The 9,726-nt window shown below is 56.4% G+C and carries 14 protein-coding genes and 1 pseudogene; 6 read left to right on the top strand and 9 right to left on the bottom strand.

Annotated elements, in window-relative coordinates:
- Both AC2FD9_RS09145 and AC2FD9_RS09140 read right to left on the bottom strand, forming a co-directional pair.
- Positions 1–210, bottom strand: a pseudogene (locus AC2FD9_RS09145) (hypothetical protein); the annotation flags it as partial.
- A 54-nt stretch (positions 211–264) separates the two neighbouring features.
- The gene (locus tag AC2FD9_RS09140) at positions 265–978 is read right to left on the bottom strand and encodes a uroporphyrinogen-III synthase (RefSeq protein ID WP_282119825.1); all 714 of its coding nucleotides are present in this window, start codon (positions 976–978) and stop codon (positions 265–267) included.
- A 96-nt stretch (positions 979–1,074) separates the two neighbouring features.
- On the opposite strand from AC2FD9_RS09140, the gene tsaD reads away from it, so the two are divergent.
- The 4 genes from tsaD to AC2FD9_RS09120 are packed head-to-tail and all read left to right on the top strand — an operon-like array spanning position 1,075 to position 3,824.
- A complete protein-coding gene (gene tsaD, locus AC2FD9_RS09135) occupies positions 1,075–2,172 on the top strand; it encodes a tRNA (adenosine(37)-N6)-threonylcarbamoyltransferase complex transferase subunit TsaD (protein WP_496836463.1) in 1,098 nt (365 codons plus the stop codon).
- Positions 2,169–3,131 carry an NAD(P)H-dependent glycerol-3-phosphate dehydrogenase gene (locus AC2FD9_RS09130; protein WP_472722472.1) on the top strand — a complete coding sequence of 321 codons (963 nt, stop codon included), beginning with the start codon at positions 2,169–2,171 and terminating at the stop codon, positions 3,129–3,131. Before tsaD ends, AC2FD9_RS09130 begins: the two co-directional genes overlap by 4 nt.
- Position 3,132: 1 nt before the next feature.
- Entirely contained in the window at positions 3,133–3,402 is a 270-nt protein-coding gene (locus AC2FD9_RS09125; protein WP_058275177.1) for a YciI family protein, read from the top strand.
- Positions 3,402–3,824 carry an EVE domain-containing protein gene (locus AC2FD9_RS09120; protein WP_282170560.1) on the top strand — a complete coding sequence of 141 codons (423 nt, stop codon included), beginning with the start codon at positions 3,402–3,404 and terminating at the stop codon, positions 3,822–3,824. Before AC2FD9_RS09125 ends, AC2FD9_RS09120 begins: the two co-directional genes overlap by 1 nt.
- Before the next feature lie 213 nt (positions 3,825–4,037).
- Here the strand turns inward: AC2FD9_RS09120 and AC2FD9_RS09115 are convergent, their stop codons facing one another.
- Positions 4,038–4,379 carry a DUF2853 family protein gene (locus AC2FD9_RS09115; protein WP_282170561.1) on the bottom strand — a complete coding sequence of 114 codons (342 nt, stop codon included), beginning with the start codon at positions 4,377–4,379 and terminating at the stop codon, positions 4,038–4,040.
- Between the two features lie 199 nt (positions 4,380–4,578).
- Here AC2FD9_RS09115 and AC2FD9_RS09110 point away from each other — a divergent pair, with 199 nt between their 5' ends.
- On the top strand, positions 4,579–5,226 hold the full coding sequence (locus AC2FD9_RS09110) for a DUF899 family protein (protein WP_282170562.1): 648 nt from the start codon (positions 4,579–4,581) through the stop codon (positions 5,224–5,226).
- Between the two features lie 17 nt (positions 5,227–5,243).
- On the opposite strand, the gene AC2FD9_RS09105 is transcribed toward AC2FD9_RS09110, so the two are convergent.
- From AC2FD9_RS09105 to AC2FD9_RS09095, 3 genes are all read right to left on the bottom strand, one after another.
- Entirely contained in the window at positions 5,244–5,993 is a 750-nt protein-coding gene (locus AC2FD9_RS09105; RefSeq protein ID WP_282170563.1) for an extensin-like domain-containing protein, read from the bottom strand.
- 14 nt (positions 5,994–6,007) lie between these two features.
- A complete protein-coding gene (gene ahcY, locus AC2FD9_RS09100; RefSeq protein ID WP_496836460.1) occupies positions 6,008–7,396 on the bottom strand; it encodes an adenosylhomocysteinase in 1,389 nt (462 codons plus the stop codon).
- Between the two features lie 103 nt (positions 7,397–7,499).
- Positions 7,500–7,814 carry a hypothetical protein gene (locus tag AC2FD9_RS09095; RefSeq protein WP_282170565.1) on the bottom strand — a complete coding sequence of 105 codons (315 nt, stop codon included), beginning with the start codon at positions 7,812–7,814 and terminating at the stop codon, positions 7,500–7,502.
- Positions 7,815–8,018: 204 nt separating this feature from the next.
- On the opposite strand from AC2FD9_RS09095, the gene AC2FD9_RS09090 reads away from it, so the two are divergent.
- Positions 8,019–8,612 carry an HD domain-containing protein gene (locus tag AC2FD9_RS09090; protein WP_496755523.1) on the top strand — a complete coding sequence of 198 codons (594 nt, stop codon included), beginning with the start codon at positions 8,019–8,021 and terminating at the stop codon, positions 8,610–8,612.
- Here the strand turns inward: AC2FD9_RS09090 and AC2FD9_RS09085 are convergent.
- From AC2FD9_RS09085 to AC2FD9_RS09075, 3 genes are all read right to left on the bottom strand, one after another.
- On the bottom strand, positions 8,609–8,980 hold the full coding sequence (locus AC2FD9_RS09085; RefSeq protein ID WP_058275170.1) for a VOC family protein: 372 nt from the start codon (positions 8,978–8,980) through the stop codon (positions 8,609–8,611). The two genes, AC2FD9_RS09090 and AC2FD9_RS09085, sit on opposite strands and share 4 nt — an antisense overlap.
- An 81-nt stretch (positions 8,981–9,061) precedes the next feature.
- Positions 9,062–9,247, bottom strand: a complete 186-nt coding sequence (locus tag AC2FD9_RS09080) for a hypothetical protein (protein WP_496836457.1) — start codon at positions 9,245–9,247, stop codon at positions 9,062–9,064.
- A gap of 8 nt (positions 9,248–9,255) precedes the next feature.
- The gene (locus AC2FD9_RS09075) at positions 9,256–9,651 is read right to left on the bottom strand and encodes a DUF805 domain-containing protein (protein ID WP_496755522.1); all 396 of its coding nucleotides are present in this window, start codon (positions 9,649–9,651) and stop codon (positions 9,256–9,258) included.
- Positions 9,652–9,726 lie beyond the last annotated feature (75 nt).

Genomic DNA, 9,726 nt, shown 5'->3' with positions numbered 1-9,726 from the left:
TTCGGCTTCGGCTTCGGCTTCGGCTTCGGCTTCGGCTTCGGCTTCGGCTTCGGCTTCGGCTTCGGCTTCGGCTTCGGCTTCGGAAAGGGCCTCTTCTAGCGGCTCATCCGCGTCAACGACTGTCTCATCACGCAGCGAGGTGAATTCAACTGTTTCGTCCGACTTGGGGTCTTCCACCGGCTTTTGATCGGTTTTTTTCTTACGAGCCACCGCGACGTTCCCCTTATCGAATCCAATTTCATATGAATAACAGACCGCTCTAAGTTAATCAGTGGTCTCTCCACGCTCAACCCGCATCGCGTGTTTGACAAGCTTTTTCACGGCTTTCCGCATTTTCTTGGGTGTCGGCTCTTTGGCGATCTTCAGGCGCTCATAGTCCAAGGAATAAAGGGGCTCGGCCGTGGCTTCGCTAATGGCAACCAGCCACAAGGGCGCGGTTCCGGTCCAAATTTCGGCAAATTGTCGCGCCGTTCGGGGCGAAAACAGCGGTGCGAGAACAGGTCTGTCACTGGATGTGGCCGCAGCCGCTTCGGATGTCAGCGGTAACAAACGCTGTTGATAAACAATCTGTTCGTGAACCGTCAGCCCCGATTCGGTCAGACGCCCGGCAACATTTCCCCGCGTATGTTCACCCCTGAGATGCAGCAATGGGCTTTCAGGCCGGTGCTTCAACAGGTAGGCCACCAGTTCTTCGGCGGTATTACCCACCATCAATGCATCCCATCCAGCCCCTTTGGCGGTTCCAGTGGTCGCCGGACCAACACAATAGGCGGGCAGATCGGGTTTAACGCCCAACGACGCGGCGGCATTGACCGAGTTGGCCGAAGTAAAGATCAATCCGCGAATTCCGTCCGTTTCGACCGCAACCCTCAGGGGTCGGATTTCCAGGATCGGAGAATAGATGACATCCACCCGCGACCTGACGCGGTCCGACAGCTGTGCCACAAACCTTTCAGAGGCGGCGCGAGGGCGGGTCATCAACAAATACAATGGCGGGGCCTTCGGCCTTGGGATTGTTTGCGTCCGCGCAGGGTGATACCCCGCTTGAGTGTCATGATGCAACGGATCAGGCCTATGGTGCAAACACTTACCGTTCTTGGATTGGAAAGCAGCTGTGATGACACGGCCGCTGCTGTTGTGCGCCAATCCGATGGTGCGGGTGCCGAGGTTCTGTCGTCTATTGTTCACGGTCAAACCGAGCTGCACAGCGCATTCGGCGGGGTCGTGCCCGAAATCGCAGCGCGGGCCCATGCCGAAAAACTGGATATTTGCGTGGTGCAGGCGTTAGAGGCTGCAGGACTGACACTGGCCGATATGGATGCGATCGCCGTCACTGCGGGTCCCGGCCTGATCGGCGGGGTCATGTCCGGCGTCATGTGCGCCAAGGGGCTGAGTGCCGCGACCGGGCTTCCCCTGATCGGCGTAAACCATCTGGCGGGTCATGCGCTGACGCCCCGATTAACGGATGGCATCGCCTTTCCCTACCTGATGCTGCTGGTTTCAGGCGGGCATTGCCAGTACCTTATCGCGCACGGGCCCGAGCAATTTACCCGCCTTGGCGGCACAATCGACGATGCCCCCGGCGAGGCGTTCGACAAAACCGCCCGCCTGCTGGGCCTGTCACAACCCGGCGGTCCCTCTGTGGAGGCCGAAGCACGTTCTGGCGATCCCAAGCGTTTCCGGTTTCCCCGACCTCTGCTGGATCGGCCGGGATGTGATCTCTCCTTTTCGGGGCTGAAAACCGCGTTGATGCGGATGCGGGATCAAATTGTTGCCGAAAAGGGCGGCCTGACCCGTCAGGACCGCGCTGATCTGTGTGCCGGATTTCAGCAAGCCATCGTCGATACTCTGGCCGAGAAAACCCGCCGTGCGATTGACAGGTATCTTGAGGAAAACCCTACAGAGCCGGTTATTGCCGTCGCAGGTGGTGTGGCCGCCAATACCGCCATTCGGTCCGCATTAGAGACTGTTTGCGCAGAAAAAGGCGCGCGCTTTACCGCACCACCACTCAACCTTTGCACCGACAATGCCGCCATGATCGCCTATGCCGGGATGGAACGGTTTCGCATGGGCGCACGCGACGGGCTGGACCTGACGGCCCGTCCACGCTGGCCGCTGGATAAAACCAGCCCCGCGATGCTGGGCGGCGGCAAGAAAGGCGCCAAGGCATGAGCGTTTCGGTTCTGGGATCTGGCGCATTCGGCACGAGCCTGGCCATTTCACTGGCCGGGAACGGGCCGGTTACGCTGTGGTCACGGGATCCGGATCAGGCCCGGCACATACAGACAGAACGTGAAAACACTCAGCGTTTGCCTGGCGTGGCTTTACCTGCTGATATCACGGTGACATCGAACATCGATCAGGCGACCAAGGCTGATGTTCTGCTGATAGCTGTCCCCATGCAAAAATTGCGCGATGCCTTGCAAGCGCAGGCCTCTGATCTGGCCGGAAAAACCTTGGTGGCGTGCTGCAAGGGTATCGAGCTATCGTCCGGGCTTGGGCCGATTTCAGTGATCCAGCAAACGATCCCGGATGCGCGACCCGCCCTGCTGACCGGGCCCAGCTTTGCCGACGACATTGCACGCGGGCTGCCAACGGCGCTAACCTTGGCCTGCGCAGATGACTCGCTGAGTCTGACGCTGCAACACGACCTGACCACTGCCAACCTGCGCCTTTATCGAACCACCGACATGATTGGGGCGGAACTTGGCGGCGCCTTGAAGAACGTAATGGCCATCGGATGCGGCGCTGCAATCGGGGCCGGGTTGGGCGACAGCGCACGCGCCGCTTTAATGACACGCGGGTTTGCAGAAATGCAGCGCTTTGCGCTGATGCGCGGGGCGCGACCCGATACACTAATGGGATTGTCTGGGTTGGGGGATCTGGTGCTGACCTGTTCGTCCGAACTGTCCCGAAACTATCGCTTTGGCCTGTCATTGGGTCGGAATATCCAGTTCGATACCCACACCACCGTTGAAGGGGTCGCCACCGCGCGGGCCATGACGGAAATTGCCACCGCTGAGGGGCTGGACATGCCCATCAGTACAACGGTGGCGGACCTAAGCAGTGGCGCATACAGTGTTACCGAAGCTATCCGAGCCCTGCTCAACCGACCCCTGAAGGAGGAATAATATGCTGATCGCTCTCATCGCCCGTGACAAGGACGGCGCGCTGCAAACCCGGCTGGACAATCGCGCTGCCCACCTGGCCTATATTGAGGAAACGGGTGTCGTTGCGCAGGCGGGTCCGCTGCTGGACGGCGACGCAATGATCGGCTCTTTGATCATTCTGGAGGTCGAAGACATGGCCGCCGCGCAAAATTGGGCGGACAACGATCCTTATGCAAAAGCCGGGTTGTTCCAATCGGTTGACCTGATTGCGTGGAAAAAGGTCATAGGCTGATGGCGTACTGGCTGTTCAAATCCGAACCATCGACCTGGGGCTGGGACCAGCAGGTTGCAAAAGGGGATGCGGGCGAAGAATGGGACGGCGTGCGCAACTATCAGGCGCGCAATTTCATGCGTCAGATGGCAGTTGGCGATCGCGGGTTCTTCTACCACTCGCAAAGGGACAAGGCGATTGTTGGTATTGTTGAGGTCTGCGCTGAGGCGCATCCCGACAGCACCACGGATGATGAGCGTTGGGAATGCGTGGACATCAAGGCCGTTCGCCCGTTTGCAACCCCCGTCACGCTGGACCAGATCAAGGCTGACGAGCGTTTGGGGGAAATGGTGTTGGTCAAAAACTCTCGCCTGTCCGTTCAGCCGGTCAGCGAGGCGGAATGGCAGGTGATCTGCGATCTGGGCGGCACGCAGGCTACTTAATAACAGATTAAAGGGAAGGCCCTGACAGATGCAGAACCTTCCCTACCCCGCGTGCTCCCGACTCACCACACGCGTATGGAAATTTTGGCTCTGACCGTCCTGGTCACATTCTGACACTAATCGATCCTTACGGCGCAGTTCAAACGGCAAGTACTTAAAATTGGAAACGCCCGCCAGGGATCTGACGGGCGCCGCAAAAAAGGTGTGGCGGGATCAGCCGTAAACAGCCTCTTTGCCGAAGTGCTTGGTCAGCATGTAATACACGACGGCGCGGTATTTGTTACGCTCGGACATGCCATAGGTTTCCAGTGCCTTGTTGATCGCTTCCATCAGTTCCGGTCCGTCCGACAGGCCCAGCTTTTTGATGAGGAAGTTGTTCTTGACCGTTTCCAACTCACCTTCCTGAGTTGCCGCGACAGTCGATGCGTCGGCGTCATAAATTGCAGGGCCACAGCCGATTGTGACTTTGGTCAGCAGATCCATATCTGCGTTCATACCGCATTTGGACTTCAGGTCCTCGGCATATTTAGCGATCAGGTCGTCGCGTTTTCCCATGGTTATCTCCCGGTTGAAACTCGTTTTTTGGCCATACCAGCGCCGCAGACACGGTAACGGGAGCGGGAATTTGCACAAAGGGAAAAATTAGCGGCATTCCCCCTAAACCCTGCCGGTCTGATCTGAGGCTTGATTTTGATGGCCCTTTATTTAACAATAAGGTTAAATATATTACTTGTTCCAGAACCAGGAGGCTACAATGCCTGTGTCGCTACCCAACGAAACTTCGCAATACAGAACCGCACGAAACACCTTGCTGTCGGCTGAAGCCGAACTGCGGGCTCAGATTGAAAATGTTGCAAAACTGCGCCGCGGTTTGCCCAAAGGTGGGGCAGTTCCGCAGGACTATGCATTCCGGTCAGACAAGGGTGCGCCGACACCGCTGTCGTCTTTGTTCGGATCACATGACACCTTGGCTATATACTCGCTTATGTACGGTCCGGATGCAGAGGCACCTTGCCCGATGTGTTCTGCCTTTCTGGACGGGTTGAATGGGCAGATCGCCCATATATCGCAGAAAATCGCCTTTGCGGTCGTGGCGCAAAACACCTGTGAAAGGCTGGCAGCGCTGAAAGCGGAAATGTCTTGGGATGATCTGCCGCTTTATTCTGCATTGGGCACAGACTATCAGCGCGACTATCTGGCCGAGGCCGAGGATGGAAGCCAACTGCCGATCCTGAACATCTTTCAGCGCGATGCGGACGGCATAAGCCATTTCTGGAGTTCCGAGCTGTTCTTCGAACCCAGTGACTGGCATCCGCGGCACGTGGATGCGGCGTGGCCCCTGTGGAATATTCTGGATTTCACACCACAAGGACGCGGAGATTTCTTTCCGTCCCTGCGTTAAATACCCGTCAAGGTGACCTATCGGCAATAACCCCAACCGGGACCCTGCAGATGAAAGTGGTCCGCGTGCAAGTGATTGAAATCAGGGCCCAATACCACACGAAACCAATCACATGCGCCGCGCCAGATCTGACGCAAAAATTGACCCTCAGGTCCGTCGGCGCTCCAATCGGATAGCAAGGTCAGACTGCGCCCATCAGCAAATTGCAAACCAACAATATCAATGGAATCCGCCTTGGCATGGCTGCTCCAACCACTGCTCTGACCCTGAGCGGTACGCATCTGGCGGCAATTGTAACTGCCTATATGCCGCAATCGGCTGACCTGCGTGCCCAAAAGATCTCTCGCAGTGGGTTGAACGACATGATGTTCCCACATGGCCAGCCGCAGAGTGGTCGCGCAACTGGTTACAACTGCATTTACACCCGATGTCACCAGCGCAGACAACAGACCGCGCCCGGTGATGCCGCAATTCTCATCCACGATCAGATCATCCATCGCTTCAAAGTTTGCGCCGGCGTCGGCCAAGGCGGCTCGGCACTGTACTTCATTCGCCAGCGCTCGATTAAGCTGAAACCGGGTAATTGGCGTGACCGGCGCGGTGATTTTCAGCTCTCGCAAAGGGTTCCAATGCGATGGCACGGGTGTTTCCGGGTGCGCCAACAACCACCATCCGCCCCCTCCGAACAGGATGGCTACAACGGCAATACTAAAAACAAAAGACGCCGCCGATAACAGGAATCGGCGGCGTCCGGTGTGTTTGCTCATGCGTTCTTTCGCACTCAATAACGGTAGTGTTCCGGCTTGTAGGGGCCTTCGGGCTTCACACCAATGTAAGATGCCTGCTCGTTATCCATCTTGGTCAGCTTCACGCCGATGCGATCCAGATGCAAACGCGCGACCTTCTCATCCAGATGCTTGGGCAGGATGTAGACGTCGTTGTTGTACTGATCGCCCTTGGTGAACAGCTCGATCTGCGCCAGAACCTGGTTGGTGAACGAGGCTGACATCACGAAAGATGGGTGACCGGTCGCATTACCAAGGTTCAGCAGGCGGCCTTCGGACAGCAGGATGATGCGATTGCCCGAGGGCAGTTCGATCATGTCCACCTGTTCCTTGATGTTGGTCCACTTGTGGTTCTTCAGGCTGGCCACCTGAATCTCGTTATCGAAGTGACCAATGTTGCCGACGATCGCCATGTCCTTCATCTCGCGCATATGCTCGATGCGGATCACGTCCTTGTTGCCGGTGGTGGTGATGAAGATGTCGGCAGAAGCGACTTCGTCTTCCAGCAACGTGACTTCGAAACCGTCCATCGCGGCCTGCAGGGCGCAAATCGGGTCAACTTCGGTCACTTTCACACGGGCACCAGCACCGCGCAGAGACGCGGCCGAACCTTTGCCAACGTCACCGTAACCGCAAACCACGGCAACCTTGCCGGCCATCATGGTGTCAGTGGCGCGGCGGATGCCGTCAACCAGCGATTCCTTGCAGCCGTATTTGTTGTCAAACTTCGACTTGGTGACCGAGTCGTTCACATTGATCGCCGGGAACGGCAGTTGGCCGTCTTTCACCAGTTGATACAGGCGGTTCACGCCGGTGGTGGTTTCCTCTGACACGCCCTGAATCTGGTCGCGCATCTTGGTGAACCAGCCCGGGGATGCCGCCAAACGCTTGGCAATCTGCGCTTTGATGACTTCTTCTTCTTCGGAGGTCGGGACAGCGATGATGTCCTCACCTGCTTCAGCACGTGAACCCAGAAGAATGTACAATGTCGCGTCGCCGCCATCGTCCAGGATCATGTTTGGGCCATCGTCGAACAGGAAGGATTTGTCCAGATAATCCCAGTGCTCTTCCAGCGTCTGACCCTTGATGGCGAATACAGGAATGCCAGCCTCTGCAATTGCAGCCGCCGCATGGTCCTGCGTCGAGAAGATGTTGCACGATGCCCAGCGCACGTCCGCGCCCAGCGCGACCAGTGTTTCGATCAGAACAGCCGTTTGGATGGTCATGTGCAACGAACCAACGATACGCGCGCCGCTCAACGGTTTGGTTTCACCGTATTCCGCGCGCAAAGCCATCAGGCCCGGCATCTCGGTTTCGGCGATGTCCAGTTCCTTACGGCCAAACCCGGCCAATGTAATGTCTTTGACGATATAGTCCCCGGCCATCAGGTGCTCCATTCCGGTAAATCACAGTCCGGGCAGCCCCTAGCACTCCTAGGGGCAGGTGGCAACGTGGATGGCCGGAAAGGGGATAAACCGTCCGTCTAAATCAACTTGGTTCACCCTTTAGCTCTATCTTTGGTATCGCTTCAAAAAAATCTGTGCCAACGGCGACAATACAACTAATGCCGTTCGCCTGGGTGACCAGAACCGTATAGCTTCCGGTTGTCTTCGAGGTCCAAACCTCCATAACAGCCCGTGCGCCCCGTGTTTTCTGCAATCCGCCAAAGACCAGTTCTTCTGAATAACTGTCCTGCAGTTTGGCGATCACATGTTCGCGCTGTGCACAGCTTTTGGCGAAGGCAGGCGGCGCAGTAGCGGCCATGCCGAAGGTTAGAGTTATAGCAAATAGACGTTTGAACATAACATGCTCCTTTCGATACGCGTTTCAGTACGAGAGGGGCACAACTGAAAGGAGTACGCCCCCCTCAGTCCATATGTCGGGATCAAAACGTGCAGGTTCAAAGCACGAAAGCTCAATAAATTGTTGGCAGCCTGTGATCCAGACAGGTACATCATAGCACAAAAGCGCGAAGTTAACGTGTCCTACTTCACAAGGCATGGCAGAATGGCAACACAACCCAGAGCATGGCAGCGAATGCTTTCCGGTCGCAGACTGGATTTGCTGGACCCGACGCCTGTGGATATCGAGATCGAGGATATCGCGCACGGTCTGGCCTTTGTGGCCCGCTGGAACGGTCAGACAGCAGGTAATTTTGCCTATTCCGTGGCCGAGCACTCCCTTCTGGTTGAAGAGCTTTTCGGCCGAATTGCACCCAAAGCCCCGGTGAAATGGCGACTGGCGGCGTTGTTACACGACGCGCCGGAATACGTGATCGGAGATATGATCTCGCCCGTAAAATCCGCCGTTGGCCCGGATTACGGCGCGCTGGATGACCGTTTGGCAGCAGCCATCCACATTCGGTTCGGCCTACCTGCAGCGGTGCCGAAAACGGTGAAACGACAGATTAAAAAGGCCGACAAGATCAGCGCTTGGATGGAGGCCACACAGATCGCTGGGTTTTCTGAGGCTGAGGCGACCAAATTCTTTGGTCGGCCAGATAAAGCAGTGATGGAGGGGTTGGCGATCACGTTACGCCCGCCGATTGAAGTGCGGCGGGCGTATATGGAACGTCATATGGCTCTGCTGACGCAGCTTTAGCCAAAGACGTAAAAACACAGCTTATTGCCGTCCAGATCGCGAGCATAAGCGCCGTAGAACCGATCAGGGACGCGCTGGCCAGGTTCTCCTTCATCTGTGGCACCAAGGCTGATTGCCTTCTCGTAAAGCGCCTTAGCCTCATCCTTGGAGTCAGCTGCAAAAGCAACCATTCCGCCATTACCGGTCTCGCAGGCTTCGCCATCGTAGGGTGTGCAAACGGCGAGCATTGGCGCTGAAGGGTCATTACCGATGAAAGCGATGCGCCCAGCGTCGATTACAACCTTTGCGCCCTTGTCGGCAAACAGTGTCGTATAAAAACTTTTGGCGCGCTCCAAATCCGAAACGCCGATGGTCACATAGCCGATCATTGATTTACTCCATTGTGACGAAAGATGAATTCCCTGCCCGAACCTCGGGCAAAGTGGTACTGGTATCAAGTCACTAAACTGTCAGGACCGGCGCACTGTTGCAGACTTTTCCTGGGCCAGGGCATTCAAGGATTTTGGGCGGCCGGACAAAGCGATGATGGAGGGGTTGGGGATCACGTTGCGCCCGCCGACGGAGGTGCGGCAGACATACACTGAACGGCGCGAAGAACTGCTGTTGAAACTGTAGCCTGAAACGACGACTTTCATCCCTCAAATCAGGGGAAGACGTCGGGTTCTCCAAACTGGTTTGAACCACTCTCACTTGGCTGAATGTAGAAGTACAACAGGACCAGAGTTCCGATTATCGGAATCAAGCCAATCAACAGCCACCAACCAGTTCGTCCGATGTCGTGCAAACGTCTGGCTCCAATCGCCAGATTGGGAAGCAAAAGCCCAAGCGAAACCAAAACGGAAAGCGGTTGTCCGGCGTTCGGCTCAAACACCCCAAATCCGAGCATCGGAGCGATCAAAGCGCCATCAATTATTCGCGTCACCAGAAGAACGAGAAGAACGGCCAGAACCCACCACCAAAACGTCGGGCGCGAAGAACGCCCATTGAAATTGGCGTAGTTTGACAGAGCCCTTCGAAATGCCGTCGTGAGATTGTTCATGCCATCCTCCGCAATTGGACGACATTCACATATCACTATTTCAAATTATTTAACACGGAAACTACCAGATTGGTG

It is taken from the genome of Ruegeria sp. YTSC230 (assembly GCF_059609665.1).
The sequence above is the reverse complement of the archived record's forward strand: the minus strand, read 5'-3'. Positions and strand labels throughout refer to the sequence as shown.

Excerpts from the sequence above, each read along its gene's own strand:
- AC2FD9_RS09140 (WP_282119825.1), bottom strand. The coding sequence starts at position 978 with ATGACCCGCCCTCGCGCCGCCTCTGAAAGGTTTGTGGCACAGCTGTCG.
- AC2FD9_RS09125 (WP_058275177.1), top strand. The coding sequence starts at position 3,133 with ATGCTGATCGCTCTCATCGCCCGTGACAAGGACGGCGCGCTGCAAACC.
- AC2FD9_RS09085 (WP_058275170.1), bottom strand. The coding sequence starts at position 8,980 with ATGATCGGCTATGTGACCATCGGCGTTTCGGATTTGGAGCGCGCCAAA.
- AC2FD9_RS09110 (WP_282170562.1), top strand. The coding sequence starts at position 4,579 with ATGCCTGTGTCGCTACCCAACGAAACTTCGCAATACAGAACCGCACGA.
- AC2FD9_RS09080 (WP_496836457.1), bottom strand. The coding sequence starts at position 9,247 with ATGAAAGTCGTCGTTTCAGGCTACAGTTTCAACAGCAGTTCTTCGCGC.
- AC2FD9_RS09095 (WP_282170565.1), bottom strand. The coding sequence starts at position 7,814 with ATGTTCAAACGTCTATTTGCTATAACTCTAACCTTCGGCATGGCCGCT.
- AC2FD9_RS09130 (WP_472722472.1), top strand. The coding sequence starts at position 2,169 with ATGAGCGTTTCGGTTCTGGGATCTGGCGCATTCGGCACGAGCCTGGCC.
- tsaD (WP_496836463.1), top strand. The coding sequence starts at position 1,075 with ATGGTGCAAACACTTACCGTTCTTGGATTGGAAAGCAGCTGTGATGAC.
- AC2FD9_RS09120 (WP_282170560.1), top strand. The coding sequence starts at position 3,402 with ATGGCGTACTGGCTGTTCAAATCCGAACCATCGACCTGGGGCTGGGAC.
- AC2FD9_RS09090 (WP_496755523.1), top strand. The coding sequence starts at position 8,019 with ATGGCAACACAACCCAGAGCATGGCAGCGAATGCTTTCCGGTCGCAGA.
- AC2FD9_RS09105 (WP_282170563.1), bottom strand. The coding sequence starts at position 5,993 with ATGAGCAAACACACCGGACGCCGCCGATTCCTGTTATCGGCGGCGTCT.
- AC2FD9_RS09075 (WP_496755522.1), bottom strand. The coding sequence starts at position 9,651 with ATGAACAATCTCACGACGGCATTTCGAAGGGCTCTGTCAAACTACGCC.
- AC2FD9_RS09115 (WP_282170561.1), bottom strand. The coding sequence starts at position 4,379 with ATGGGAAAACGCGACGACCTGATCGCTAAATATGCCGAGGACCTGAAG.
- ahcY (WP_496836460.1), bottom strand. The coding sequence starts at position 7,396 with ATGGCCGGGGACTATATCGTCAAAGACATTACATTGGCCGGGTTTGGC.